Here is a 25,429-nt window from a genome sequence, read left to right as displayed (position 1 = left end):
ATTGCATTCGGCGCCTATCGCAGCGACGCGGTGGGCGCACGCGAACACGGGAGGTCGGCCACCGGCCATGAACATCGTCGTCTGCGTGAAGCAGGTCCCCGATACGGCGACCGAGCGCAAGCTGCGGTCCGATGACAACACGCTCGATCGTGACGCCGTCGACGGCGTGGTCAACGAGCTTGACGAGTACGCGGTCGAGGAGGCGCTGAAGCTCAAGGAGGCGCATGGTGGCGAGGTCACCGTGCTCACCATGGGCCCGGGCAAGGCCACCGAGACCATCCGCAAGGCCCTGGCGATGGGCGCCGACAAGGCGGTCCACCTGAGCGACGACGCGCTGCACGGCTCCGACGCGCTGTCCACCTCGTACGCGATGGCCCAGGTGCTCAAGAAGATCGGGTTCGACCTGGTCGTCCTGGGCTCGGAGTCGACCGACGCCCGCACCGGCGTGCTGGCCGCGATGCTGGCCGAGCGTCTGGGCACGGCCCAGCTCACCCTGGCCAACAAGGTCGAGATCGAGGGCTCCTCGATCAGCGTCCAGCGCATCACCGACTACGGCTTCGACAAGGTCCAGGCCACGCTGCCGGCCGTCGTGTCCGTGGTCGAGAAGATCAACGAGCCGCGTTACCCGTCCTTCAAGGGCATCATGGCGGCCAAGAAGAAGCCGGTCGAGACGCTGGCCATCGCCGACGCCGAGATCGACGCCGCCCAGGTGGGCCTGGGCGCCGCCTGGTCCGAGGTGGTCGACTTCGCCGCCGCGCCGCCGCGCGCCGCCGGCACGATCGTCAAGGACGAGGGCGACGGAGGCTCGAAGGCCGCCGACTTCCTCGCCTCCAAGAAGTTCATCTGAGAACGGGGGTTTTACTGATATGTCGGAGATTCTCGTTCTCGTGGAGCAGGTCGACGGCGAGGTCAAGAAGGTCACGCTCGAACTGCTGACCCTGGCCCGCTCGCTCGGCACGCCCGCCGCCGTCTGGGCCGGCCCCGGCCTCGGCGACGCCGCCAAGGCCAAGCTGGCCGAGTACGGCGCCGAGACGATCTACAACGCCGGGTCCGCCGACATCGTCGACCATGTGGTGGCGCCCAAGGCCGAGCTGCTGGCCCAGCTCGTCGCCGAGAAGTCGCCCGCCGCGGTGCTCGTGGCCGCCACGGCCGAGGGCAAGGAGGTCGCCGGTCGCCTGGCCGTCAAGACCGACTCCGGTGTCATCACCGACGCCGTGGGCCTGTCCGAGGGCTTCGTGGCCGACCAGTCGATCTTCGGTGGCGGCGTCAACGTGCACTCCAAGGTGCGCAGGGGCACCCCGATCGTCGCCGTACGCCCGAACTCGACGGCCCCGCAGGCCGCCGCGGGCGCCGGCGCCGTCGAGGAGGTGTCGGTCGCGCTGAGCGAGGCGGCGAAGGCCGCCCGCATCGTCGAGCGCGTCAAGCAGGAGAAGGGCGCCAGGCCCGAGCTGACCGAGGCCGCGATCGTGGTCTCCGGCGGCCGGGGCGTGGGCTCCGCCGAGAACTTCTCCGTCATCGAGAGCCTGGCCGACACGCTGGGCGCGGCCGTCGGCGCCTCGCGAGCCGCCACGGACGCCGGCTGGTACCCCCACCAGTTCCAGGTGGGCCAGACGGGCAAGACGGTCTCGCCGCAGCTCTACATCGCGGCCGGGATCTCCGGCGCCATCCAGCACCGGGCCGGCATGCAGACCGCGAAGACCATCGTCGCGATCAACAAGGACCCCGAGGCGCCGATCTTCGAGCTCGCCGACTACGGGGTCGTGGGTGACCTGCACCAGGTCGTCCCGCAGCTCACCGAAGAGATCAGCAAGCGCAAGTAGCGTCCGGGATCAGCGGGCGCGCACAGCGCCGGTCGGAGGCGGCGCCGCACGACGTGCGGCGCCGCCTCCGCCGTCTCAAGCTGACGCGGCGGGCGCGGTCCGGGCGCCGGCCGCCTTCAGCGCCCCTCCGGCGAGCACGCCCGCCAGCAGGGCGAAGCCGTGCAGGTCCAGCAGCGCGCACAGGACGACGGCGGCCACCGCGGCGACCGCGGGGAACAGCGGGGCGGGAACCCGGTCGCGGTCCGGCACGAGCTGGAAGCCGGTTCCGGCCAGGACGACCATGAGCACGACGCCGACCGTGCCGGACGCCCAAGCCTCGCACGCCCTCCATGAATCGGACATGGGTGGATGTACGAGGCTTGGCATGACAAATGTCCTACGCGGCGACCTTCACCGGCTCCCGCACCGGAACGGCCCCGAACACCGGCGCCTCCCGCCTGGGCAGGAACCGCGACGCCACGGCGATCAGCACGCCCAGGAGGACCGCGATGCCGAGCGCGCCGCGCAGCGAGGTGGCGTCCGACAGGAAGCCGATCACCACCGGGCCGAGCAGCAGGCCCGCGTAGCCCATGGCGCCCGCCTGGGCGATGGCCGGTCCGGGCGCGTCGGTCGCGGTGCCCGCCAGGGACAGCGTCAGCGGCGCGATCGTCGCCACGCCGAGCCCGACGAAGAACATCGCCAGCACCGCCACCAGCGCCGCCGGAGCCATCAGCACGACCGTGAAGAACCCGGCCGTGGCCACGCCGGACACGCCCAGCATGCCGCGCACCCCGAACCGGGAGCGCAGCCGGTCGCCGGTGAGCCTGGCCAGCAGCATGCCGGCCTCGAACACCGGGTAGCCGAGCGCGGCCAGCGCCTCGGGCGCGCCGAGCTCGTTGCGCATGTACAGGCCGTTCCAGTCGGCGACCACGCCCTCGACCATGAAGGCGAAGAACATGATGGCGCCGAGCAGGTAGACGATCGCCGGCATGCGGTGCCGGGCCGTGCGCGCCGCCCCCGTCGCCGGGGTCTCCGGCAGGTACGTACGGCCGATCAGCAGCGCGACCGGCAGCGAGACCAGGGCGACCAGCGCCAGGTTGGCGGTGAACGACAGGCCGGCGGCGATCGACAGGCTGCCCAGCGCCCCCGCCGAGATGGCGCCCACGCACCAGCCGGCGTGCATGCCGTTCATCAGCGGGCGGCCGTACGCCTGCTCGACGGTGGAGCCCTGGGCGTTCATGGCGACGTCCACGGTGCCGAAGGCCATGCCGAAGAACGTGGCGGCCACGATCAGGAGGGGCAGGTTCGGGGCGAAGGCGACGGCCAGCAGGCCGACCGCGGTGAGTGGGGCGCCGATCCGCAGAACCGCCCTGCTGCCCGCGCGGGCCATGATCCGTCGCATGGACTGCATGGTCACGAGGGCCCCGAGGCCCCATGCGAGGAGCACCGCGCCGACCGTGGACTCGGACAGGCCGAGTTTGTCGGTCAGGGCGGGGATGCGCACGGTCATCGTGCCCACCATCAGGCCGCCGAGGACGAAGGTGAGGATCGCCCCGTAGCGGGCCGTCCTCAGGTCGCGGGTCATAAGGCACACCTCTCAGAAACTCGTTATTTCGCCACAAATCGGGCGCTCCCTTGTGGGAGCGCCCAGGAAAAACCAGGGGATGAATACTCGAAGGGACAGAACCGCCCACCAACACCCGCCAGGCCCGCCGCCCGGCGCGATCCCCTGGCCCGGCCCCGAGCCGGCCTCCGGCCCGCCGCTCCGGCCCGCCGCTCCGGCTCGCCCGGCGTTCGGGCGGGCCGCCTCCCGAGTGCCCGGCTGTGCGGAGGCAGGGCGACTCAAGCTGTTGACGGGGCTGCTGGGAGGGCGTTGGCGGGCCGAGGTCGGCCGACCGGCCTCGGCCCTTGGGCGGGTTGAGGCGCCCTTGGGTGGGTTGAGACGGTCGGGTGGGTTGGCGCGTCGGGTGGGTTGACGTGGTTCGGGGCCCTTGGGCGGGGTGAGGCGCGGCTGAGGGCGTGGGTCGGTGCCGAGCGGGTGGTGTCGGTGAGCGGGGGGCCGGCCGGCGCCGGCCGGGGTCAGCTCGTGCTGCTCGGTGAGCGACCCGGGCGCTCGATCGTGGCCCGCGTCATGACCGGACCGTCGGCCCTGTCGGGCTGACGGCCAGGCCGGTCGGTTCCCGCCGCTCGACCGCCGCCCGCGCCCTCCGGCCTACCGTCTGCCTGACGGGGGCCTGCGCGTCCGGCCTGCCCAGCCCGTACGGGCCGGTCCGACCGGGACGGCGGGCGCCGCCGGGGCGCTCGGTCTGGACGGGAAGCGGGCGAAGGCCCTGGGACAGGGGTCGTGGGAGCACGGGATCGTCATCGCGAGACCGCCCTCCCATCCGTTCCGGTCCGACACAGCAGGAAACCGCGGAGAACCGCGGAAAGCTCCGTGATCGAAGCTCCGACACCTGAACCACGAGTGACCCCGGCACATTCCCGGGACCACGGTGACTCCCGACACACCCGAGCCGGGCGGGTCAGCCGGGTTTGAGCAGCGCTCTCAGCCGGGCTTCGAGGGCACGCAGGTCCGCCTCCGAGTTGAGCTGCGGGTCATGGCTGGCCACGTCCCACAACCCTTCGCACGCCAGGCGCACGATCTGCGCGGCCAGCGGGTCGGGCTCGTCGCCCAACCCCTCCCGGTGCCATCGCGACATCGCCTCGCGCAGCGGCGCGAGCAGGAAGAGGTTCCCGGACGCGCCCGTCACGACCGCCCATCGTCGCAGCCGCCCCGAACGCACGGCGATCAGCGTGGCGCCGAGGTAGCGCTCGGTGTACGTGCCGTCCGGCTGCGCGGCCATCAGGTCGTCGAACTCTTCGATCAGCCGTTCGACCATGGCCTTGATCAGGGCCTCTTTGGTGCCGAAGTGGTAAAGAAGACCGCCCTTGCTCACCCCGGCCCGGTCGGCCACGGCGGACAGCGTCAGCGCGGCCGACCCCTGGTCGCACAGGAGGTCTTCCGCCGCGTCCAACAGCTCGTCCCTTCGCATGCCTCAACTGTACCGTCCGGACGGTACAGTGGCAAACGAGATACCCTGATCGGGTGACACGACCGTCGGCCTATCTTGATCATGCGGCGACCACGCCCATGCTGCCCGAAGCGATCGAGGCCATGACGGAGCAACTCAAACGCGTCGGCAACGCCTCGTCGCTGCACGCCGCGGGCCGTCAGGTGCGCAGGGTCGTCGAGGAGTCCCGCGAGAGCATCGCCGACGCCCTGGGGGCCCGGCCGAGCGAGGTCGTGTTCACCTCGGGCGGCACCGAGGCCGACAACCTCGCCATCAAGGGCCTCTACTGGGCGCGCAGGCCCCGGCGGCGCATCCTGCTCAGCTCCGTCGAGCACCACGCCGCGCTCGACCCGGCCGCGTGGCTGGCCGAGAGCCAGGGCGCCGAGGTCGAGCTGCTCGACGTCGACGAACACGGCCGGGTCCATCCCGACACGCTGCGCGCCGCCATCGAACGCGACCCCGACGACGTCGCCATGATCAGCGTCATGTGGGCCAACAACGAGGTGGGCACGGTCCAGCCGGTCCACGTGCTGGCGGCCGTCGCCCACGACCACGGCGTCCCGTTCCACACCGACGCGGTGCAGGCGATCGGGCAGCTCCCGGTGTCGTTCGCCGACTCCGGCGCCGACGCCCTCACGCTGACCGGCCACAAGGTCGGCGGCCCGATGGGCGTGGGCGCGCTGCTGCTGACCAGGGGGCTGACCCCGGTGTCGGTGCAGCACGGCGGAGGTCAGGAGCGCGACGTGCGCTCCGGCACGCTCGACGCCCCCGCCATCGCGGGCCTGGCCGCCGCCGTGCGGACCGCCGTGAAGGAGCAGGAGGCCCTGGGCCGCCGCCTGACGGCGCTGCGCGACGAGCTCATCCAGCGCGTCCGCCAGGCCGTCCCCGACGTCGTGCTCAACGGCGACCCGACCGGCCGGCTGCCCGGCAACGCCCACTTCTCCTTCCCCGGCTGCGAGGGCGACGCGCTGCTCATGCTGCTCGACGCCAAGGGCGTGGAGTGCTCGACCGGCTCGGCCTGCTCGGCGGGCGTGGCGCAGCCCTCGCACGTGCTGCTCGCGATGGGCGCCGACGCGGCGGCCGCGCGCGGCTCGCTCAGGTTCACCCTGGGCCACACCTCGACCGCGGCCGACGTCGACCGCCTGATCGAGGTGCTGCCCGCGGCCGTCGAGCGGGCCCGCAGGGCCGGGCTCAGCTGAGGAAGGGGGAGACCGCGGCCCAGGCGGGGTCGTGGCCCACGTCGACCCGCGGCTCGCCCTCCTCCCAGCTCACGATCAGCTCCTTGGCGTGGATCGCCGCGTCGGAGGCCGGGTCGGCGTAGACGTGGATGACCCGATGGCCGGCGGCGCTCAGGTGCGCGGCCAGCAGGGCGTCGTCGCGCAGCTTGAGCAGACGGGCGGCCAGGCGCTCCTCGAAGTCGCGCAACGCCTTCAGCGAATCGCCGGCGGGCAGGCCGTCGGCGTCGCGGTGGGCGTACGGAAGCGTGATCTCGATGTGCTGGTCGAGCAGCGGGTGGTCGACGGGCCGCAGCGGGAAGCGCGCGGTGGCCACCAGCGGCGCGCCCTCGCCGGTCTGCCCTTCGAGCAGCAGCCACTCCTCGCCCTCATGACCCGAGGCCAGGTCGGCGACCACGGCGGGCAGGTGGACGGCGGCGACCGCGTCGATCGGCTGGAACGTGGCGGGTGTGATCTCGCCCACCCACCTGGCGACGTCGTCCTCGCCCAGCAGCCAGTCGAGGGCGAGCAGCGTCGCCTCCAGGCGGGTCTCCTCGTCGAGCTCGCCGAAGATCGGGTGGTGGGCGGTCACGTCGACGCGCGGCTGGTCACGCGGCACGCGCAGCCCGAAGACCAGCTTGTCGAGCGCGAACTCGAACCCGCCCACGTCGAGCGTCAGCTCCAGCGCCTGCGGGTTGGCCTGCCGGGACGGATGGAACTCCCACAGCAGGTCGGCCGGCGGGGCGGCCCTGGCCCAGCGGTGGGCGAGCGAGCGCAGCTCGGCGTCGCCGGCCGCGGTCACCACCAGGGCGTGCGCGGCGTTCCTGCCGGGCGCCACCTCCCAGACCAGGCCGGGGTCGATCGCGGCCACGGCGGGGGCGACCAGCTCCTCGATGCCGTCGGCCGTGCCCGCCGCCACCAGCGAGTCGAGCCGCGGCCTGGCCTCCTGCCACCACGCCCAGAACGCGGCCACGCCGTCGCCTGGCCGGTCGGCCTCTTCGTCTTCGTCCTTGCGCCCGAACAGTCGCATGCGCTGAATCCTTCCAGACGGAGCCGATGGCCGCGCACTCCCCGCCGGACAGTACGCTGGAACGGTCATGGGACTGCGTGTGCTTGCCGCCATGTCGGGCGGCGTCGATTCCGCCGTGGCCGCCGCCCGGATCGCCGAGGCCGGTCACGACGTCACTGGTGTGCATCTGGCCCTGTCGGCCAACCCTCAATCCCACCGCACGGGCGCGCGGGGTTGCTGCACGATCGAGGACTCCCGCGACGCGCGGCGGGCCGCCGACGTGATCGGCATCCCGTTCTACATCTGGGACATGGCCGAGCGGTTCCAGCGCGACGTGGTGGAGGACTTCGTGGCCGAGTACGCCGCGGGCCGCACACCCAACCCGTGCCTGCGGTGCAACGAGAAGATCAAGTTCGAGGCGGTGCTCGACCGGGCGCTCGCCCTCGGCTTCGACGCCGTCGCCACCGGCCACCACGCCAAGCTGTCCGACGGCGTGCTGTCCAGGAGCGTCGACCAGGGCAAGGATCAGTCGTACGTGCTGGGGGTGCTCACCCGTGAGCAGCTCAGCCACGCGATCTTCCCGCTCGGCGGCTCCACCAAGGCCGAGGTGCGCGAGGAGGCCGCCCGGCGCGGCCTGACCGTCGCCGACAAGCCCGACAGCCACGACATCTGCTTCATCGCCGACGGCGACACCCGCGGCTTCCTGGCCGGCCGGCTCGGCGCCGAGGAGGGCCCGATCGTCGACCAGGAGGGCGCGGTGGTGGGCACCCACCAGGGCGCCCACGGCTTCACGGTCGGCCAGCGCAAGGGCCTGCGCATCGACCGTCCGGCCGCCGACGGCAGGCCGCGCTACGTGTTGTCGATCGAGCCGGTCTCCAACACGGTCACGGTCGGCCCGCGCTCGGCGCTGGAGGTCACCTCGATCTCCTGCGTCCGCCCGGTCTGGAACGGCCCGTCCCGCCTCGACGACCTGACCGTGCAGCTCAGGGCCCACGGCGAGGTCTACGGCTGCCGCTTCGAGGAGGAGGCGGGCGGTGGGCTGCGCATCGACCTCGACCGTCCGGCCACCGGCGTCGCGGCGGGCCAGGCGGCCGTGCTCTACTCCGGCGACACGGTCATCGGCTCGGCCACCATCGTCTCGGCCGCCTAGGGCAGCGTCACCGACTCGCCGACCTTGAGCCGGCGCATGTCGGCGCCCTGCTTCTCCGACTCCAGCTCCAGGTAGGTGTCCACCAGCGACAGGCCGATGTCGTTGAGCAGGCCGTCGTGCGTGGAGAACGCGCGGGCCGGGCGCACCGTGCGCAGGTACTCGACCATCTCGCTGAGCTTCATCCAGGGGGCGTTGGTCGGCGCGAGGAGGGTGGGCACCTCGACGCCGGGCAAGGTGAGCGCGTCGCCGGGGTAGAACACCTCGTCGTCGAGCATGAAACCGACATTCTGTACGACGGGTGCATCGGGGTGGTTCTTGCTGTGCCACTCGCCGAACGCCCGCACCCGGAAACCGGCCGCGTCGAAGGCGTCGCCGTGCCGGACCACCTGGACCTTGACCGGCACGTCGGTCAGCTGGGCCGCGACGCCCTCGCACGTCCAGACCTCGACCCCGGCGGGGGCGGCCTTCAGCTTCTCGATGTCGAAGTGGTCGAAGTGCTGGTGGGTGATCAGGACCGCGTCGACCCCGTCGAGGACCGGCTCCTGCGAGAAGGTGCCCGGATCGATGACCAGGACCTTGCCGTTCTTCTCAAGGCGTACGCAGGCGTGCGTGAGTTTGGTGAGCTCCATCCGGCAGAGCCTACGCTTGTGCCCATGTCTACGTGGGAAGCCACCGGGGTCGGGTCACATCCGGGTGAGGATCATCTTGAGGCGATCCGTGTCGTGTTCGGCGAGTTGCCCGGCCTGCCGTACCTGCCGGAGCTGCCGGCCCGCGGGGTCGGCGCCGACATGATCGGCAGGACGGCCGGGCTGCTGATCGACCTGCCGGTCGAGGTGCAGCCGTCCGGGTGGCGGCTGGCCGACCGGCCGGGCCGCGACCATCAGCGGGCCGTCGATCACCTGCGCCGCGACCTCGACGGGCTGGAGGAGGTCGCGCACGACTACTCCGGGCCGCTCAAGCTGCAGGTGTGCGGGCCGTGGACGCTGGCCGCGGCCATTGAGCTGAAGTTCGGCGACAAGATGCTCTCCGACGCGGGCGCCGTGCGCGACCTGGTCGCGTCGCTGGCCCAGGGGGTCGCCGACCACTGCGCCGAGGTGCGGCGGCGGCTGCCGGGGGTCACCGAGATCGTGCTGCAGCTCGACGAGCCGGGGCTGCCGGGCGTGCTGGCGGGCACGGTCCCGACCGCGTCCGGGTTCGGGCGGCTGGCGGCGGTCGAGGAGTGGCGGGTGGAGGAGTCGCTGCGGCTGTTCCCCGGCGCGGTGGTCCACTGCTGCGCGCCCGGGGTGCCCTACGCGCTGCTGCGGCGGGCCGGGGCGCGCGCGGTGTCGGTCGACGCGTCGCTGCTGCGCCGCAGGGACGACGACCAGCTCGGCGAGCTCTTCGAGGCCGGAGTCGGCCTGCTGCTCGGCGTCGTGCCGGGCAGGGACGTCGCGCTGCCGGACACCGGGGTGGTCGCCAGGCCCGCGGTGGAGCTGTGGCGGCGGCTCGGGTTCGCCCCCGACGGGCTGGCCGCCAAGGTCACGCTGACGCCCGCCTGCGGCCTGGCCGGAGCCTCGCCCCGCTACGCGCGGGCGGCGCTGGCGGCGTGCAGGAAGGCCGCCCAGGTGCTCAAGGACGATCCGGCAAGCGGGATGCAAGGCGGCTGAGTAGCGTCCTTGCCATGATTGCTCGCGTTCTGGCCGTCGGTGCCGCCATGCTGATCGCGTCCGCCTCGATCGCCGTCCCCGCCGGGGCCTCGGCCAACCCGGAGATCTGGAGCTGGGGGGCGATCTACTCCGCCGACCGGGCCGGGAAGGCCAAGGGCAAGGTCCTGCTCGACCGGCCGGGGTTCGTGGTCAGCGGCAGGCTGTACGACTTCCCCGGCCGTACCGGCTGCTCGTGGCTGCAGCTGCGCTGGGTCAAGGACGGCGGCGGCGACGGGCACAAGACGTACCGCAACTGCTCGGGCACCAAGCCGCTGGAGTTCTCGCTCAAGACCGGCTACATGCTCTCCATCGAGGGCAGGGTCTGCCGGGGCACGGCAAGGAAGATCACCGGTAACTGCTCGGTCTGGGAAGGCGTCTGGGCCCAGGGCGGATGACCGGGGGAGTCGTTCCTGTCGGGGCCCGGCGGTAGCGTTTCCTCAGCGTGTCCGACGTGGAAGGAGACCCAGCGTGAGCGAGCGTGACACCGAGGTCGGGGGCGTGCCCGTGGCCGCGCTCAAGCGGCATGCGGAGCTGAGCGAGCTGGTCGAGGACGCGCGCTGGCGCTACTACGTGCTCGACCAGCCCACGGTCAGCGACGCGCAGTTCGACGAGTGGTTCCGCGAGCTGCTCACGCTGGAGCAGGCCCATCCCGAGTTGCAGACGCCCGACTCGCCCACCCAGAAGGTGGGCGCGCCGGCCTCGGGCGACTTCGCCAAGGTCAGCCACCTCAACCGCATGGAGAGCCTCGACAACGCCTTCAACCAGGCCGACATGGCCGCCTGGATGGCCCGCGTCGAGCGGCTGGCCGAGCGCGACCCGGGGCCCTACCTGTGCGAGCTGAAGATCGACGGGCTGGCCATCGCGCTCGTCTACCGCGACGGCAAGCTGGAGCGCGGCGCGACCCGCGGCGACGGCCGGGTCGGCGACGACGTCACGGCCAACGTGCGCACGATCAAGGGGGTGCCCCACCGGCTCAAGGGCGAGGGCGTGCCGAGCCTGGTCGAGGTGCGCGGCGAGGTCTACATCCCGGTCGAGGGCTTCAAGCAGCTCAACGAGCAGCTCGTGGAGCAGGGCAAGCCGCCGTTCGCCAACCCGCGCAACTCGGCGGCGGGCACGCTGCGGCAGAAGGACGCGCGCGTCACCGCCCAGCGCCCGCTGCGCATGCTCGTCCACGGCATCGGCGTCTGGGAGGGCTCGGCCGTGCCGCGCGCCCAGTCGGAGGTCTACGAGCGGCTGCGGGAGTTCGGGCTGCCGGTCAGCGACCTGTTCAAGGTGGTGCCCGGCCTCACCGAGGTCGACGAGTTCATCGAGCACTACCGGGTGCACCGGCACGATCCGGCTTACGAGATCGACGGGGTCGTGGTCAAGGTCGACGACTTCCGCACGCAGCGGGAGCTCGGGTCCACCTCGCGGGCCCCGCGCTGGGCGATCGCCTACAAATACCCGCCGGAGGAGGTCAACACCAAGCTGCTCGACATCCAGGTGGGGGTGGGCCGCACCGGCCGGGTCACGCCGTACGCGGTGATGGAGCCCATCGTGGTCGCGGGCTCGACCGTCGAGCGGGCCACCCTGCACAACGCGGCCACGGTGATCAAGAAGGGCGTGCTGATCGGCGACACCGTGGTGCTGCGCAAGGCGGGCGACGTCATCCCCGAGATCGTCGGGGCGGTCACGGCGTTGCGCGACGGCTCCGAGCGGGAGTTCGTCATGCCGACCCACTGCCCGGAGTGCGGCACCGAGCTGGCCTACGAGAAGGAGGGCGACGCCGACCTGCGCTGCCCCAACGCCCGCAGCTGCCCCGCCCAGATCCGCGAGCGCCTCTACTTCGCGGCCGGCCGGCGCGCGCTCGACATCGACGGGCTGGGTTACGTGGCGGCGACCGCGCTCACCCAGCCGGTGCCGCCGCAGGAGCCCGTCCTGCGCACCGAGGCCGACCTGTTCGACCTGACGATCGAGCAGCTCATGCCCATCCGGTCGGTCGTCCGCGACCAGGACACCGGCCTGCCCAAGCTCGACCCCGAGACGGGCGAGCAGAAGGTCGTCTCGCTGTTCTCCAATCTCGACGGCGGGCCCAGCCAGGCCGCCCGCACGCTGGTCGACGAGCTCGCCCGTGCCAGGTCGGCGCCGCTCGCGCAGGTGCTGGTCGCGCTGTCGATCCGGCACGTCGGGCCGCCGACGGCGCGCGACCTCGCCGACTCCATGCGGTCGATCGACGCCATCATGAACGCCTCGGAGGAGGAGCTGGCCTCGGTCAAGGGCATCGGGCCGCGGGTGGCGGCGACGATCCGGGAGTGGTTCGAGGTCGACTGGCACCGGGAGATCGTCGAGCGGTGGCGGCGGGCCGGGGTGCGGATGGACGACGGCCCCGCCCCGGAGAAGACGGAGCCCCAGATCCTGGAGGGGCTGACGTTCGTGGTCACCGGGACGCTGGAGGCGTACACCCGCGACACCGCGTCCGAGGCGCTGACCAGCCGGGGCGGGAAGGTGGCCGGCTCGGTGTCGAAGAAGACGTCGTTCCTGGTGGCGGGGGAGAACGCCGGGTCGAAGTATGACAAGGCGGTCAGCCTGAAGGTGCCGATCCTCGACGAGCAGGGGTTCGAGCTGCTGCTGAAGGAGGGGCCGGAGGCCGCGGCGCGCGTGGCGGTCGTCGAGGAGACGTAGCGGAGCCCGGCTCCGCCCTTGCGGCGGGGCTGGTGTTCGGTGGCCCCACGGATGCGCCTTCGGCGGGCTGGGGATCAGATCCGTGTACGGACTGTCGATGACCGCGCTACCCATAGTGTTTTTTGGGTATATGTCGGAAAGGAGAAGTGACGGAACGTACGCGCTTGGTTTCGCGAAGTGGGGTGAAGGTCGTACCCTCCCATAGTGACCTAATGGGGGTTCTGTTACCGATGACTGACCCAACCGACACCCGTGACACCGGTCCACGCGTCGGCACGCCGCTCTGGGCGTTCCTCGCGGGCATCACCGTGATCGGCTTCACCGCGCTGGTCGTGGCTATGCTCAGGCTGGACCCGGCCGCGCTGGCGGAGCTCGCCCGTACCCCGTTGTTCTGGGTGCTGGCGGTGCTGGTGATGCTGGGCGAGCTGCGGCCCGTCATGGTGTCCTCGGCGACCGCGGTCGGCGGCACCTACCCGTCGACCATGTTCACCTTCGCGGTGCTGCTGCACTTCGGGCTGTCCACCGCCGTGCTCATGCAGGCCGTCGCGATCGCCATGAACGGCGTCGTGACGCGCAAGGCGTGGCACCGGGTCATGTTCAACGTCGCCCAGTCCACCCTCGCGCTCACCGCCGCGGCCGTGGTGCTCGGGCTGTTCGGCGTCGTGCCGGGCCCGGCCGTGCCGTGGACGCCCAGCGGGGCCGACCTGCCGGCGATCGCGCTGGCCGGGGTGGCCTACTTCGCCACCAGGGCCGCGCTCGTGTCCGGGGCGGTCGCCCTGCACGAGCGGCGTTCGATCGTCCGCGTGCTGCGGGTCACCGCCGGGCCGCAGGGGCTCGTCTACGCGGCGCTGCTGGGCCTCGCGCCGCTGGTCGTCGTGGTGATGGACCATTCGCCCGGCCTCGTGCCGCTCTTCGTCGCCCCCCTCGCCGCCGTCTACTTCACCGCCACGCTGTCCATGCGCCGCGACCACCAGGCCCTGCACGACGAGCTGACCGGCCTGCCCAACCGCAAGATGCTCATCGTCAGCACGGAGGAGGCGCTGGCCGAGTCCCGCCAGGACGAGCGGGTCGGGCTGTTCCTCCTCGACCTCGACCGGTTCAAGGAGGTCAATGACACGATGGGCCATCCGGTGGGCGACCGCCTGCTGCAGATGGTGGCCCACCGGCTGACCCACTCCGTGCGTCCGGGCGACGTGGTGGCCAGGCTGGGCGGCGACGAGTTCGCCGTGCTGCTGCCCTCGATCCGGGACGCCAACGCCGCCAGGGAGGTGGCCGCCAGGCTGCGGGCCGCCCTGACCGAGCCCGTACGCCTGGAGGGCATGAGCTTCGACCTCGACGGCTCGGTCGGCATCGCGCTCTTCCCCGACCACGCCCCCGACTTCGAGCTGCTGCTGCAACGCGCCGACGTGGCCATGTACCTGGCCAAGGAAGGGCGTACCGGGGTAGAGCTCTACCAGCCCGACAAAGACCGCAACTCGCCCGAACGGCTCAACCTGCTGGGCGATCTGCGCCGCGCCATCGACAACCGCGAGCTGCAGCTGCACTACCAGCCCAAGGTCAGCCTGGCCGGCGGCGCGGTGACCGGGGTGGAGGCCCTGCTGCGCTGGTGCCATCCGGTGCACGGGCCGATCCCGCCGTCCGACTTCGTCCCGCTGGCCGAGCAGACGTACCTGATGCGCCAGCTCACCGAGTACGTCATCGAGGCCGCGCTGGAGCAGGCCGCCCGCTGGTGGCACACCGGCCTGCAGGTGCAGATCTCGGTCAACATCTCCGCCCGCGACCTGCTCGACGCGGCGCTGCCCGAGCAGCTGGAGGTCGGCCTGACCCGGTACGGCCTGCCGCCCGCCGCCATCCAGCTGGAGGTCACCGAGCGCATCCTGACCGGCGACCAGGCCTACACCCAGGAGACCATCAAGGCGCTGGCCACGCTCGGCGTCCCGCTGTCCCTCGACGACTTCGGCACCGGCTACTCCTCGCTGATCAGGCTCCAGCGCCTGGCGGTCTCCGAGGTCAAGATCGACGCCTCATTCGTCAGCCGTATCGCCGAGTCCGAGGACGATGACCGCATCGTCCGCTCGATCGTCGACCTGGTGCGCTCGCTCGGCCTGCGCTCGGTGGCCGAGGGCGTGGAGTCCGACGACGTCGCGCTGCGGCTGGCCGAGATGGGCTGCGACCTGGGCCAGGGCTGGCTGTTCTGCCAGCCCATGCCGGCCACCGAAGCCACCGCCTGGCTCAGGGGCCGCTGCGAGGTGGCGCCCGCCATCGAGTTCGGCTACCAGTCCGAGGTCACCCAGACGGCCTGAACGATTACAGGACTGTACTTCGTCGAAGTATACTTCGACGAAGTACAGTTCGATGTCTCTGGGGGCCTCTTGATCCCGAAGCCTGAACGGATCTTCGCGCGCGACTTCGAGTGGGAGGCTCTGACCGCCTTCGTCGAGCGTTCCGGTCCCCGGCCCCGGCCCCGGCTCGGCGTCGTCAGCGGCAGGCGCCGCCAGGGCAAGACGTTCCTGGTCGAGTCGCTCGCGCGCAAGACGGGCGGCTTCTATTTCGGCGCGACAGAGGGCACCCCGACGGAGTCGCTCAACCTCTTCGCCGCCGCTCTGGCCCGGTACGTGGGGGCTTCGGCGCCGTTCCGTTTCACGACCTGGGACGAGGCGATCGGCCAGCTCTTCGCCGTCAGCGCCGAGCGCCGCGCTCTCATGGTGATCGACGAGTTCCCCTACCTCAGTAAGGCGTCGCCGGCCCTGCCCTCGATCATCCAGCAGGCCATCGACCGGGCCGTCTTCGACGAAGTGCCGGTGTCCCTGTTGTTGTGCGGCTCGGCGATGTCCGTGATGGGCCGGCTCCTGGCGGGCAACGCGCCGTTGAGGGGGCGGGCTTCCATGGAACTCGCGGTCCGGCCGTTCGACTACCGCCTCGCCGCACGGTACTGGGAGATCACCGATCCGCAGTTGGCCGTGAAGGTGCACGCGATCGTCGGCGGCACCCCCGCGTATCTGCCCCTGGCCAACGACGACAGGCCGGAGGGCTTGGAGGACTTCGACGCCTGGGTGCAGCGCACGGTGCTCTCGCCCTTGACCCCGCTCTTCAAGGAGGCCCGCTACCTCCTCGAAGAGGAGGCGGAGGTGCGGGACAGCGCCATGTACAAGTCCGTGCTGGCGGCCGTGGCCACCGGGAACGGCACCCGGGGCGGCATCGCGAGCTATGTGGGGCGCAAGGCGGCCGACATCGGGCATCACCTCAACGTGCTGGAGGACAGCAACCTGCTTCGCAGGGAGGTGGACGTCTTCCGCTCCTCGCGGTCGGTCTACCGCGTGTGCGAGCCGCTCATCCATTTCTACGAGGTTGTGATGCGACCCCAGTGGGGGCCGCTGGAGAGCGGCCGGGCCGAGTTCGTGTGGCAGGACGGCCGGGCCGGCTTCAGCGACCAGGTGCTCGGCCCGCACTTCGAGGAGATGTGCCGTCAGTTCCACCTGCTGGAACTCGAGGTCCTGAGGGAGTCTCCGGGCGAGATCGGGGCCGGGATCGTCGTCGATCCCGTACGGCACGAGCAGATCCAGATCGACGTCGCGGTCTTCGCGCCCGCGATGCGCGGCGAGCGCAAGCGGGTGTTGTCGCTGGGCGAGGCGAAATGGGGCAAGGTCATGGGGCCCCGGCACGTCGCCCGGCTCAGGAGGGCACGCGACCTGCTCGACGCCAAGGGATTCGACGTGCGGGACGCCAAACTGGTCTGCTACGGCGGAGCCGGATTCGAGGCCGGGCTGGCCCAGGAGAGCGACGTGCTGGCGATCGGCCTGGACCAGCTCTACGGATGAGAGTGTTTCCGCCGGGTTAAGGGTTCGGGCCTGCGGCGTCAAGCCCCCTAGGATGGCAGTGTCCCAAACTCCATCCACGAAACGGGTTCAACGACTCATGTCCGCCATAACCCGCGACGAGGTCGCGCACCTGGCCCGGTTGTCCAGGCTGGCGCTCACCGACGACGAGCTCGACCACTACGCCACCCAGCTCGATGCCATCATCGAGTCGGTCGCGAAGGTGGCCGAGGTCGCCGCCGAGGACGTGCCGCCTTCGTCGCACGCGCTTCCGCTGACCAATGTCTTCCGTGCCGACGAGGTGCGACAGTCCCTGACGCCGGAGCAGGCCCTTTCCGGCGCTCCCGCCGTCGAGGACGACCGCTTCCGTGTGCCGCGCATCCTCGGGGAGGAGGCATGAGTCTGATCCGCAAGACCGCCGCCGAGCTGGGCGCGATGATCGCCGCGGGCGAGGTGTCGGCCGCCGAGGTGGCCGAGGCGCACCTCGACCGCATGGCCGAGGTGGAGCCCAAGGTTCAGGCGTTCCTGCACGTCGACCGGGAGACGACCCTTGAGCAGGCGCGGGCGGTCGACGCCCGGCTGCGGGCGGGCGAGAAGCTCGGGCCGCTGGCCGGGGTGCCGGTCGCGCACAAGGACATCTTCGCCACCCGTGACATGCCGACCACGGCCGGGTCCAGGATCCTCGAAGGGTGGCGGCCGCCGTACGACGCGACCGTGACCGCGCGCCTGCGCGAGGCCGGGCTGGTCATCCTCGGCAAGACGAACCTCGACGAGTTCGCCATGGGCTCCTCCACGGAGAACTCCGCCTACCACCCGACCCGCAACCCGTGGGACCTGGACAGGATCCCGGGCGGCTCGTCCGGCGGGTCCAGCGCGGCCGTCGCCGCGTACGAGGCGCCGCTGTCCACCGGCACCGACACCGGCGGCTCGATCCGGCAGCCCGCCGCCGTCACCGGCATCGTGGGCATGAAGCCCACCTATGGCGGTTCGTCCCGGTACGGGCTGATCGCGTTCGCGAGCTCGCTCGACACGCCTGGGCCGTTCGCGCGGAACGTGCTCGACGCGGCGCTGCTGCAGGAGGCGTTCTCCGGGCACGACCCGATGGACTCCACGTCGGTCGACGCGCCGGTCCCGAGCGTCGTCGAGGCGGCCAGGAACCCCGACGTGTCCGGCATGCGCATCGGCGTGGTCAAGGAGTTCGCCGGCGAGGGCTACCAGCCGGGCGTGCTGGCCCGCTACCACGAGGTCGTCAAGCTGCTGGAGTCGCTGGGCGCCACGGTCGTCGAGGTGTCCTGCCCGTCGTTCACGACCGCGCTGCCGGCGTACTACCTGATCGCGCCGTCGGAGTGCTCGTCCAACCTGGCCCGCTTCGACGCCATGCGTTACGGCCTGCGCGTCGGCGACGACGGCACCCGCAGCGCCGAGGAGGTCATGGCGCTGACCAGGGCGGCCGGGTTCGGCCCCGAGGTCAAGCGGCGCATCATGCTGGGCACGTACGCGCTGTCCAGCGGCTACTACGACGCCTACTACGGCCAGGCGCAGAAGGTGCGCACGGTCATCTCGCGCGAGTTCGAGGCGGCCTACGAGCAGGTCGACGTGCTGGTCTCGCCGACCACGCCGACCACGGCGTTCCGGCTGGGCGAGCGCACCGACGACCCGATGGCGATGTACCTCGCCGACCTGTGCACCATCCCGTCCAACCTCGCGGGCAACGCGGCCATCTCGGTGCCGTGCGGCCTGGCCGACGAGGACAACCTGCCGGTCGGCCTGCAGATCATGGCCCCGGTTCTGGCCGACGACCGTTGTTACCGCGTCGGCGCCGCCGTCGAGAAGGCCCTGGAGAGCCGCTGGGGCGGCCCGCTGCTGAAGGAGGCCCCGTCGCTATGACCATGGTCTATGACGAAGCGCTCGACAGGTTCGAGCCGGTGCTCGGGCTGGAGACGCACGTCGAGCTCGGCACCAAGTCGAAGATGTTCTGCGGTTGCAAGACCACCTTCGGCGCCCCGGCCAACACCCAGGTCTGCCCGACCTGCCTGGCGCTGCCCGGCTCGCTGCCCGTGGCCAACGCCATGGCCATCGAGTCGACGATCCGCATCGGCCTGGCGCTGAACTGCTCGATCGCCGAATGGTGCCGCTTCGCCCGGAAGAACTACTTCTATCCGGACATGCCGAAGAACTACCAGATCTCCCAGTACGACGAGCCGCTCTGCTTCGACGGCTACGTCGACGTCGAGGTCAACGGCGAGACCGTGCGCATCGAGATCGAGCGCGTGCACCTGGAGGAGGACACCGGCAAGTCCACCCACGTGGGCGGCGCGACCGGCCGCATCCACGGGGCCGACTACTCGATCGTCGACTACAACCGCGCGGGCATCCCGCTGGTGGAGATCGTCACCAAGCCCATCCCGGGCACCGACCGGCTCGCGCCGGAGGTCGCCAAGGCGTACGTCACCGAGCTGCGCGAGATCATGCGCTCGCTCGGCGTGTCCGACGTGCGCATGGAGGAGGGCTCGCTGCGCTGCGACGTCAACGTCTCGCTCATGCCGCGCGGGTCGTCGGAGTGGGGCACCCGCACCGAGACCAAGAACGTCAACTCGCTGCGCAGCGTCGAGCGGGCGGTGCGCAGCGAGATCGAGCGCCAGGCGGCGGTCCTCGCCGCGGGCGGCAAGATCATCCAGGAGACGCGGCACTTCCACGAGGACACCGGCACCACCACGTCCGGCCGGTCCAAGGAGGAGGCCCAGGACTACCGGTACTTCCCGGAGCCCGACCTGGTGCCGATCGAGCCCGACCCGGCGTGGGTGGCCGAGCTGAAGGCGGCGCTGCCCGAGCTGCCGTCGGTCAAGCGCAAGCGGCTGCAGGCCGAGTGGGGTCTGTCCGACCTCGACATGCAGGCCATGCACAACGCCGACGCGATCGACCTGGTCGAGGCCACGGTCGCGGCCGGCGCCCCGGCGGCCGACGCGCGCAAGTGGTGGATGGGCGAGCTGGCGCGGCGCGCCAACGAGAGCGGCGTCGCGCTGGCCGAGCTGCCCATCACGCCGGCCCAGATCGCCAGGGTCACCGAGCTGGTGGCCTCGGGCGCGCTCAACGACAAGCTCGCCCGGGAGGTGCTCGAAGGCGTGCTGGCCGGTGAGGGCACGCCCGACGAGGTGGTCGAGGCGCGCGGCCTGCAGATCGTCAACGACGAGGGCGAGCTGTCGGCGATCATCGACCAGGTGCTGGCCGACAACGCGGACGCGGCCGAGAAGGTGCGGTCCGGCAAGGTCGCCGCCGCCGGCGCGCTGGTGGGCGGCGTGATGAAGGCCAGCCGCGGCAAGGCCGACGCGGCCCGCGCCCGGCAGCTCATCCTGGAGAAGCTGGGCGTCTCGGAGTAGGTCCGGCACATCCGCGGGGCCCGTGGTGGTCCCGCGGATGCATGCACATCGGCGGGGCCCGTGGCGGTCCTGTGGATCCGTTCGCATCGGCGGGCCCTTGGCGGGTCCCGCCGCTCCCATACCGTCGGCGGGACCCTCGGTGGTCCCGCCGATCCGGACATATCGGCGGGGCCACCGAGGGGGTGCGCTCGCGGGCGCCGTGCCTTCCGCGCGTCCAGCCGGAAGGCGGGTCCCAAGAACCACCGGGCGACGTTCCCGGCGGGCGGGCCGGTCAGTCCTCGCGTGACACGGGTGTGACCGCATCGACGCCCCGGCGTGCCATCAGCCGCCGCAACACCGGCGTGAGCAGCGCGAGCAGGGCCAGGGCGAGGAGCACGGCCGCGATCGGGCTGCGGACCAGCACGCTGACGTCGCCCGCGCCGATGGCGAGCGCGCGGCGGAGCTGGATCTCGGCCATCGGCCCGAGGATCATGCCGATCACCGCGGGCGCGACGGGCAGGCCGAAGCGGCGCATGGAGAACCCGAGCAGGCCGAGGACGTACAGGACGAACAGGTCCACGACGGTGCCGTTCAGGGCGTAGACGCCGAGCGCGGCGAACAGCACGATCCCGGCGTACAGGTACGGCCGGGGGATGCGCAGGACGCGCGCCCACAGGGGAGCCAGCGGCAGGTTCAGCACCAGCAGCATCGTGTTGCCGACGAACAGCGAGGCGATCATCGCCCACACCAGGGCCGGGTTGTGGTCGAAGAGCTGCGGGCCGGGCTGCAGGCCGTACTGCTGGAAGGCGGCCAGCAGGATGGCGGCCGTGGCCGATGTGGGCAGGCCCAGCGTGAGCAGCGGGACCAGGGTCCCGGCGGCCGAGGCGTTGTTGGCCGCCTCCGGGCCCGCGACGCCCTCGATGGCGCCCTTGCCGTACTCCTCCTTGGCCACGCCCTTGGCCAGGCGCTTCTCGGCCGCGTACGACAGGAACGTGGGGATCTCCGCGCCCCCGCCGGGCAGCGCGCCGAACGGGAACCCGAGCGCGGTCCCGCGCAGCCACGGCAGCCACGAGCGCCGCCAGTCGGCGCGGCCCATCCACGCCCGGCCCACGGGCACCACCTCGGGCGTGGCGTGCCGCAGCCGGGAGGCCACGTACAGGGCCTCGCCGACCGCGAACAGGCCGACCGCGACGATCACCACGTCGATGCCGTCGAGCAGTTGCGGGACGCCCAGCGTGAGCCGCGCCTGACCGGTCTGCTGGTCGATGCCGATCAGCCCGATCACCAGCCCCAGCCCCAGCGAGGCCAGCCCGCGCACGACCGAGCGGGACAACACCGACGACACGGCGGTGAAGGCCAGGATCGCCAGCGCGAAGTAGTCCTCGGGGCCGAACGAGATCGCGAAGCTCACCACGGCGGGCGCGGCCACCACCAGCAGCGCGGTGGCGATCGTGCCCGCCACGAACGACCCGACGGCCGCCGTGGCCAGGGCCTGCGCCGCCCGCCCGCGCCTGGCCATCTTGTTGCCCTCCAGGGCGGTGATCATGGAGGACGACTCGCCGGGCGTGTTGAGCAGGATGGAGGTGGTCGAACCGCCGTACATGCCGCCGTAGTAGATGCCGGCGAACATGATGAACGCGCTGGCCGGCGGCACGGTGAAGGTGATCGGCAGCAGCAGCGCCACGGTCATCGCGGGCCCGATGCCGGGCAGCACGCCGACCAGGGTGCCGAGGGTGACGCCGATCAGGGCGTACAGCAGGTTGACGGGGGTGAGGGCGGCGGCGAAGCCGTCCATGAGGAGCTGGAGCGAGCCCATCTCAGATCACCCCGCCGAGCGGGCCGGCCGGCAGCGAGACGCCGAGGCCCTTGACGAACAGCAGGTACGTCGTCACGCCGAGCACCACGGCCACCACGGCGGCCCGCACCTTGTGCTCGGCCCCGAGCACGACCGACAGGCCGAAGAACAGCAGGCTCGCGCCGATGACCCAGCCGAGCACGTCGAGGAGCGCGGCGAAGGCCAGGAAGACGCCGCTGACCAGGCCGACGCTGCGCCAGTCGGTGGGCGCGTCCGCGTCCACGTCCTCGCTCTCCTCGGGGTCGCCGGCGCCGCCGCGCAGGACGTCGATCACGTAGAACAGGCCGATCAGCACCATGGCCGCGCCGACCAGCATGGGGAAGAAGCGCGGCCCGAGGCCGAGCTGGGAGGCCGCGGCCGAGACGTCGAGCGTGCCGACCATCACGAACACGCCCAGCCCGAGCACCACGACCGCCAGCCCGAGTTCGGGCCGCCACCGGCGAGCCATCAGGACACGAGCCCCATTTCGGCGATGATGCCCTTGACCTTGGTCTCCTCGGACTTCAGGTAGTCGGCGAACTGCTGCCCGGTCTGGAAGGAGTCGATCCAGCCGTTCTTGGCGACGGCGTCCTTCCAGGGCTGGGAGTCGTGCATCTTGGTGACCAGGTCGGTGAGGGACTTCTTGGCGGCCTCGTCCAGGCCGCCGGGGGCGACGAAGCCGCGCCAGTTGGCCAGCTCGACGTCCAGGCCGCCCTCCTTCAGCGTCGGCGCGTCGAGGCCGGCGACGCGCGAGCCGCTGCTGACGGCCAGCGCCCGCAGCTTGCCGGACTTCACGTGCTCGGCGAACTCGCCGACGCCCGAGATGCCCGCGCTGACCTTGCTGCCCAGCAGCGCGTTGAGCGCCTCGCCGCCGCCGGAGTGGGCGATGTAGTTGACCTGCTTGGGGTCCACGCCCGCGGCCTTGGCCATCAGCCCGGCCACGATGTGGTCGGTGCCGCCCGCCGAGCCGCCCGCGACGGAGACCTTCGCCGGGTCGGCCTTCCACGCGGCGACCATGTCGGCCAGCGTCTTGAACGGGGAGTCGGCCGGGACCACGACGATCTCGTACTCCTCGGTCAGCTTGGCGATCGGGGTGGTCTCGGCCAGGGTGACCTTCGACTTGTTCTGCTCGATCGCGCCCACCATGACCAGGCCCATGGTCATCAGCAGGTTGCCGTTGCCCTTCTCGCCGGCGAGCTGGGCCAGGCCGATCGTGCCGCCCGCGCCCGGCACGTTGTAGACCTCGACCTTGCGCTTGGGGTCGGCCGTCTTGAGCGCCTGTTCGGCCGTGCGGGCGGTCTGGTCCCAGCCGCCGCCGGCCGCCGCGGGGGCCATGATCCGCAGGGAGCCGTCGCCGCCGGAGGCGCCGGTCTCGCCGCAGCCGGACAGGGCGGCGACGGAGAGTGCCGCCAGAGCGGCGGCGAATACGCGCAAGCGCATGATCACTCCAAGGGGGGATTCGCACAATCGTTGGGCTGCGATGGTGATGCCCGTCCCCCGCCCGGTCGAGGCTTTGGGCGGTTGCCGTCATAGTGGTCGTATTGGTCGCGACCTGGCCGTGACCTGGCTTTGTTTCCATGTGGGCGTGCGCAGGGTTACCGACGCCCCCCTCGGCACCCAGTTGTTCGTGCTCCAGATGGTGATCGTGCTGCTCGCCGTCGGGGGCACGGCAGGCGTGTGGGCGGGGCACACCAGGGAGCAGCTCGACGCGCTGCACCAGCAGCGCGCCCTGGCCATCGCCCAGTCGGTGGCCGCCCTTCCGCAGGTCCGCGACGCCTTCAGGCTGGAGAACCCGGAGTCGGTGCTGCAACCGCTGGCGCTCAGCGTCCAGCACGAGACCGGAGCCGACTACGTGGTCATCGCCAACGTCGAGCAGAAGCGCTACGCCCATCCCAACGCCGCCCTGATCGGCAAGCGGCTGTCCACCGACGGCACCGCGGTCCTGCGGACGGGCCGCAGCTGGGTCGGCACCGAGACGGGCACGATCGGCACCACGGTCCGCGGCAAGACCCCCATCCGCGACGAATACGGCAACGTCATCGGCCTGGTGTCGGTCGGCGTGCTCCAGACCACGGTCACCGGCCAGCTCGGCGGCGCGCTGCCGCCGCTGATCTGGACCGCGCTGGCCGTGCTGCTGGCCGGCCTGGCGCTGGCCGCGCTGATCACCGCCCGGGTGCGCAGGCAGACGTTCGGGCTGGAGCCGCGCGAGATCGCCGCGCTGCTGGAGCAGCGCGAGGGCGTGCTGCACGGCGTGAAGGAGGGCGTGCTGGCCCTCGACCTGGCCGGGCGGGTCACGCTGGTCAACGACGCCGCCCGCGACCTGCTCGGCGACCTCGGGACCGACGTGACGCGCATGCCGGTCTCCGAGCGCATGCGCGACGTGCTGACCGGCGCCGACCCGGGCGAGGACCGCGTGGTGCTGCACGGCGAGCGCGTGCTGGTGCTCAACAGGACCCCGGTCGCGGTACGCGGCCGGCACCGCGGCTGGGTCGTCACCCTGCGCGACCGCACCGAGCTGGTCCGCCTGGCCCGCGAGCTGGACGACACCAGCAGCGCGACCGAGGCCCTGCGCGCCCAGGCCCACGAGTTCGCCAACCGCATGCACACCGTCGTCGGACTGCTGGAGCTCGGCGAGCACGAGGCCGCGATCGGCTTCATCACCCGCACCACGGCCGGCGCGTACACCACCGGGCTGCGCGAACGCGTCCAGGACCCCACGCTGGCCGCGCTGCTGCTGGCCAAGTCGGCGGAGGCGGCCGAGCGCGGGGCGCGGCTGGTGCTGGCCGAGGACTCCGCCGTGCCGGAGGGGGCGCTCGGCGACCCGCAGGACGCCGTCCTGGTGGTCGGGAACCTGGTCGCCAACGCGATCGACGCGCTCGACGGCGCGGGCGGCACGATCGAGGTCTCGGTCGTGGCCGACGCCGAGGGCCTGCACGTCCGCGTCGGCGACTCAGGGCCGGGCATCACCCCCGAGCTGGTGGAGGAGGTCTTCAGGGAGGGGTTCACGACGAAGGCCGCCCTGTCGGGGCCGCGCGGCCTGGGCCTGGCGCTGACCCGGCAGGCGTGCCTGCGCCGGGGCGGCTGGGTCCGGGTGCGCAACGCCGGCGGCGCCGTCTTCACCGCCCTGCTGCCCGCCGAGGCCAGCGCGTGAACGACGTCCGGGTCCTGGTGGTGGACGACGACTTCATGGTCGCCCGGATCCACGGCGGCTATGTCTCGCGCGTGCCCGGCTTCGAGGTCGTCGCCGTGGCGCACACGGGGGCCGACGCGCTCGCCGCCGTGGCCGAGCTCCGGCCCGACCTGGTCCTGCTCGACATCTACCTGCCCGACATGTCCGGCCTGGAGGTGCTCAAGGTCATCGACGACGTGGACGTCCTGATGATCAGCGCCGCCCGCGACGTCGCCACGGTCAGGGAGGCCATGCGCGGCGGCGCGGTCAACTACCTGATCAAGCCGTTCACCGCCGCCGCGCTCACCGAACGCCTGCGCCAGTACGCCGACACCCGCAGGCGGCTCACCGCCATCGGCCCCCAGGCCCGCCAGGACGACGTGGACCGGCTGTTCGGCGCGCCCAAGCAGCCCGTCCCGGTGCCCAAGGGCCTGTCGCCGGCCACCTGCGCGCTGGTGGCGCAGGCGCTGCGCGAGGCCGGACGCGACCTGTCGGCCGCCGAGACGGCCGAGCTCACGGGCCTGTCGAGGGTGAGCGCGCGCCGGTACCTGGAGCACCTGTGCGCCTCCGGCCGGGCCGAGCTCCACCCCAGGTACGGCACCGCCGGACGGCCGGAACATCGCTACCGGTGGCTAGGTTGACACACTTCCGTATTCGTTTCTGGTGACATAGTCGGATACTCGTGCC

General features: G+C 71.9%; 22 protein-coding genes. 14 read left to right on the top strand and 8 right to left on the bottom strand.

Annotated features, from left to right (window positions below; translation table 11 throughout):
* The first annotated feature begins 67 nt into the window (after window positions 1-67).
* Together ABT158_RS09160 and ABT158_RS09155 are read left to right on the top strand one after the other, a co-directional pair.
* Window positions 68-847: an electron transfer flavoprotein subunit beta/FixA family protein gene (locus ABT158_RS09160; RefSeq protein ID WP_352352237.1), complete on the top strand. Its 780-nt coding sequence runs from the start codon at window positions 68-70 to the stop codon at window positions 845-847.
* A gap of 19 nt (window positions 848-866) precedes the next feature.
* Window positions 867-1,820: an electron transfer flavoprotein subunit alpha/FixB family protein gene (locus ABT158_RS09155; protein ID WP_352352236.1), complete on the top strand. Its 954-nt coding sequence runs from the start codon at window positions 867-869 to the stop codon at window positions 1,818-1,820.
* Between the two features lie 75 nt (window positions 1,821-1,895).
* Here ABT158_RS09155 and ABT158_RS09150 read toward each other — a convergent pair whose 3' ends face one another.
* The 3 genes from ABT158_RS09150 to ABT158_RS09140 form a co-directional block, all read right to left on the bottom strand.
* Window positions 1,896-2,162, bottom strand: a complete 267-nt coding sequence (locus tag ABT158_RS09150; protein ID WP_352352235.1) for a hypothetical protein — start codon at window positions 2,160-2,162, stop codon at window positions 1,896-1,898.
* Window positions 2,163-2,196: 34 nt separating this feature from the next.
* Window positions 2,197-3,384 (bottom strand): MFS transporter, encoded by a 1,188-nt coding sequence (locus ABT158_RS09145; protein WP_352352234.1) that lies wholly within the window; start codon window positions 3,382-3,384, stop codon window positions 2,197-2,199.
* A 937-nt stretch (window positions 3,385-4,321) separates the two neighbouring features.
* The gene (locus ABT158_RS09140; protein ID WP_352352233.1) at window positions 4,322-4,831 is read right to left on the bottom strand and encodes a TetR/AcrR family transcriptional regulator; all 510 of its coding nucleotides are present in this window, start codon (window positions 4,829-4,831) and stop codon (window positions 4,322-4,324) included.
* 53 nt (window positions 4,832-4,884) lie between these two features.
* Here ABT158_RS09140 and ABT158_RS09135 point away from each other — a divergent pair, with 53 nt between their 5' ends.
* Complete coding sequence (locus ABT158_RS09135; protein ID WP_352352232.1) at window positions 4,885-6,048, top strand: cysteine desulfurase family protein; 1,164 nt, start codon at window positions 4,885-4,887, stop codon at window positions 6,046-6,048.
* On the opposite strand, the gene ABT158_RS09130 is transcribed toward ABT158_RS09135, so the two are convergent.
* Window positions 6,041-7,093: a DUF695 domain-containing protein gene (locus tag ABT158_RS09130; RefSeq protein WP_352352231.1), complete on the bottom strand. Its 1,053-nt coding sequence runs from the start codon at window positions 7,091-7,093 to the stop codon at window positions 6,041-6,043. The genes ABT158_RS09135 and ABT158_RS09130 overlap by 8 nt on opposite strands.
* 67 nt (window positions 7,094-7,160) lie before the next feature.
* Between ABT158_RS09130 and mnmA the strand changes: the two genes are divergently transcribed.
* On the top strand, window positions 7,161-8,222 hold the full coding sequence (mnmA, locus tag ABT158_RS09125; protein WP_352318938.1) for a tRNA 2-thiouridine(34) synthase MnmA: 1,062 nt from the start codon (window positions 7,161-7,163) through the stop codon (window positions 8,220-8,222).
* Here mnmA and ABT158_RS09120 read toward each other — a convergent pair.
* On the bottom strand, window positions 8,219-8,851 hold the full coding sequence (locus tag ABT158_RS09120; RefSeq protein WP_352352230.1) for an MBL fold metallo-hydrolase: 633 nt from the start codon (window positions 8,849-8,851) through the stop codon (window positions 8,219-8,221). The genes mnmA and ABT158_RS09120 overlap by 4 nt on opposite strands.
* A gap of 24 nt (window positions 8,852-8,875) precedes the next feature.
* Between ABT158_RS09120 and ABT158_RS09115 the strand changes: the two genes are divergently transcribed.
* The 8 genes from ABT158_RS09115 (at window position 8,876) to gatB (ending at window position 19,760) form a co-directional block, all read left to right on the top strand.
* Window positions 8,876-9,868: a methionine synthase gene (locus ABT158_RS09115; RefSeq protein ID WP_352352229.1), complete on the top strand. Its 993-nt coding sequence runs from the start codon at window positions 8,876-8,878 to the stop codon at window positions 9,866-9,868.
* Between the two features lie 14 nt (window positions 9,869-9,882).
* Window positions 9,883-10,302 carry a hypothetical protein gene (locus ABT158_RS09110; RefSeq protein ID WP_352352228.1) on the top strand — a complete coding sequence of 140 codons (420 nt, stop codon included), beginning with the start codon at window positions 9,883-9,885 and terminating at the stop codon, window positions 10,300-10,302.
* A gap of 73 nt (window positions 10,303-10,375) precedes the next feature.
* Complete coding sequence (gene ligA / locus ABT158_RS09105) at window positions 10,376-12,568, top strand: NAD-dependent DNA ligase LigA (protein ID WP_352352227.1); 2,193 nt, start codon at window positions 10,376-10,378, stop codon at window positions 12,566-12,568.
* A 230-nt stretch (window positions 12,569-12,798) separates the two neighbouring features.
* Window positions 12,799-14,871 carry a putative bifunctional diguanylate cyclase/phosphodiesterase gene (locus tag ABT158_RS09100; RefSeq protein WP_352352226.1) on the top strand — a complete coding sequence of 691 codons (2,073 nt, stop codon included), beginning with the start codon at window positions 12,799-12,801 and terminating at the stop codon, window positions 14,869-14,871.
* Between the two features lie 69 nt (window positions 14,872-14,940).
* A complete protein-coding gene (locus ABT158_RS09095; RefSeq protein WP_352352225.1) occupies window positions 14,941-16,386 on the top strand; it encodes an ATP-binding protein in 1,446 nt (481 codons plus the stop codon).
* 97 nt (window positions 16,387-16,483) lie between these two features.
* Window positions 16,484-16,783 (top strand): Asp-tRNA(Asn)/Glu-tRNA(Gln) amidotransferase subunit GatC, encoded by a 300-nt coding sequence (gene gatC / locus ABT158_RS09090; protein WP_101787882.1) that lies wholly within the window; start codon window positions 16,484-16,486, stop codon window positions 16,781-16,783.
* Window positions 16,780-18,270, top strand: coding sequence for an Asp-tRNA(Asn)/Glu-tRNA(Gln) amidotransferase subunit GatA (gatA, locus tag ABT158_RS09085; protein ID WP_352352224.1), 1,491 nt, complete (start codon window positions 16,780-16,782; stop codon window positions 18,268-18,270). Before gatC ends, gatA begins: the two co-directional genes overlap by 4 nt.
* 2 nt (window positions 18,271-18,272) lie before the next feature.
* On the top strand, window positions 18,273-19,760 hold the full coding sequence (gatB, locus tag ABT158_RS09080; RefSeq protein WP_352352350.1) for an Asp-tRNA(Asn)/Glu-tRNA(Gln) amidotransferase subunit GatB: 1,488 nt from the start codon (window positions 18,273-18,275) through the stop codon (window positions 19,758-19,760).
* 271 nt (window positions 19,761-20,031) lie between these two features.
* On the opposite strand, the gene ABT158_RS09075 is transcribed toward gatB, so the two are convergent.
* Genes ABT158_RS09075 through ABT158_RS09065 form a run of 3 tightly spaced genes read right to left on the bottom strand, consistent with a single transcriptional unit; the run spans window position 20,032 to window position 23,013 of the window.
* Window positions 20,032-21,555, bottom strand: a complete 1,524-nt coding sequence (locus ABT158_RS09075) for a tripartite tricarboxylate transporter permease (protein ID WP_352352223.1) — start codon at window positions 21,553-21,555, stop codon at window positions 20,032-20,034.
* Window position 21,556: 1 nt separating this feature from the next.
* The gene (locus ABT158_RS09070; protein WP_352352222.1) at window positions 21,557-22,042 is read right to left on the bottom strand and encodes a tripartite tricarboxylate transporter TctB family protein; all 486 of its coding nucleotides are present in this window, start codon (window positions 22,040-22,042) and stop codon (window positions 21,557-21,559) included.
* Window positions 22,042-23,013 (bottom strand): tripartite tricarboxylate transporter substrate binding protein, encoded by a 972-nt coding sequence (locus ABT158_RS09065; RefSeq protein ID WP_352352221.1) that lies wholly within the window; start codon window positions 23,011-23,013, stop codon window positions 22,042-22,044. Before ABT158_RS09065 ends, ABT158_RS09070 begins: the two co-directional genes overlap by 1 nt.
* Window positions 23,014-23,158: 145 nt before the next feature.
* Between ABT158_RS09065 and ABT158_RS09060 the strand changes: the two genes are divergently transcribed.
* Entirely contained in the window at window positions 23,159-24,724 is a 1,566-nt protein-coding gene (locus ABT158_RS09060; protein WP_352352220.1) for an ATP-binding protein, read from the top strand.
* Complete coding sequence (locus ABT158_RS09055) at window positions 24,721-25,383, top strand: response regulator (RefSeq protein WP_352352219.1); 663 nt, start codon at window positions 24,721-24,723, stop codon at window positions 25,381-25,383. The genes ABT158_RS09060 and ABT158_RS09055 overlap by 4 nt, the downstream gene beginning before the upstream one ends.
* Window positions 25,384-25,429: the final 46 nt, after the last annotated feature.

This window comes from Nonomuraea sp. NPDC001636 (genome assembly GCF_040298265.1).
Classification (GTDB): domain Bacteria; phylum Actinomycetota; class Actinomycetes; order Streptosporangiales; family Streptosporangiaceae; genus Nonomuraea.
Note: the sequence above shows the minus strand (reverse complement) of the source record. Positions and strands in the feature narration are given on the sequence as shown.

What these genes read in the sequence shown, in the direction of transcription:
- gatA (WP_352352224.1), top strand. Translation starts at nt 16,780, where the DNA reads ATGAGTCTGATCCGCAAGACCGCCGCCGAGCTGGGCGCGATGATCGCC.
- ABT158_RS09140 (WP_352352233.1), bottom strand. Translation starts at nt 4,831, where the DNA reads ATGCGAAGGGACGAGCTGTTGGACGCGGCGGAAGACCTCCTGTGCGAC.
- ABT158_RS09110 (WP_352352228.1), top strand. Translation starts at nt 9,883, where the DNA reads ATGATTGCTCGCGTTCTGGCCGTCGGTGCCGCCATGCTGATCGCGTCC.
- mnmA (WP_352318938.1), top strand. Translation starts at nt 7,161, where the DNA reads ATGGGACTGCGTGTGCTTGCCGCCATGTCGGGCGGCGTCGATTCCGCC.
- ABT158_RS09150 (WP_352352235.1), bottom strand. Translation starts at nt 2,162, where the DNA reads ATGTCCGATTCATGGAGGGCGTGCGAGGCTTGGGCGTCCGGCACGGTC.
- ABT158_RS09160 (WP_352352237.1), top strand. Translation starts at nt 68, where the DNA reads ATGAACATCGTCGTCTGCGTGAAGCAGGTCCCCGATACGGCGACCGAG.
- ABT158_RS09070 (WP_352352222.1), bottom strand. Translation starts at nt 22,042, where the DNA reads ATGGCTCGCCGGTGGCGGCCCGAACTCGGGCTGGCGGTCGTGGTGCTC.
- gatC (WP_101787882.1), top strand. Translation starts at nt 16,484, where the DNA reads ATGTCCGCCATAACCCGCGACGAGGTCGCGCACCTGGCCCGGTTGTCC.
- ABT158_RS09115 (WP_352352229.1), top strand. Translation starts at nt 8,876, where the DNA reads ATGTCTACGTGGGAAGCCACCGGGGTCGGGTCACATCCGGGTGAGGAT.
- ABT158_RS09100 (WP_352352226.1), top strand. Translation starts at nt 12,799, where the DNA reads ATGACTGACCCAACCGACACCCGTGACACCGGTCCACGCGTCGGCACG.
- ABT158_RS09155 (WP_352352236.1), top strand. Translation starts at nt 867, where the DNA reads ATGTCGGAGATTCTCGTTCTCGTGGAGCAGGTCGACGGCGAGGTCAAG.
- ABT158_RS09075 (WP_352352223.1), bottom strand. Translation starts at nt 21,555, where the DNA reads ATGGGCTCGCTCCAGCTCCTCATGGACGGCTTCGCCGCCGCCCTCACC.
- ABT158_RS09065 (WP_352352221.1), bottom strand. Translation starts at nt 23,013, where the DNA reads ATGCGCTTGCGCGTATTCGCCGCCGCTCTGGCGGCACTCTCCGTCGCC.
- ABT158_RS09130 (WP_352352231.1), bottom strand. Translation starts at nt 7,093, where the DNA reads ATGCGACTGTTCGGGCGCAAGGACGAAGACGAAGAGGCCGACCGGCCA.
- gatB (WP_352352350.1), top strand. Translation starts at nt 18,273, where the DNA reads ATGGTCTATGACGAAGCGCTCGACAGGTTCGAGCCGGTGCTCGGGCTG.
- ABT158_RS09145 (WP_352352234.1), bottom strand. Translation starts at nt 3,384, where the DNA reads ATGACCCGCGACCTGAGGACGGCCCGCTACGGGGCGATCCTCACCTTC.
- ABT158_RS09120 (WP_352352230.1), bottom strand. Translation starts at nt 8,851, where the DNA reads ATGGAGCTCACCAAACTCACGCACGCCTGCGTACGCCTTGAGAAGAAC.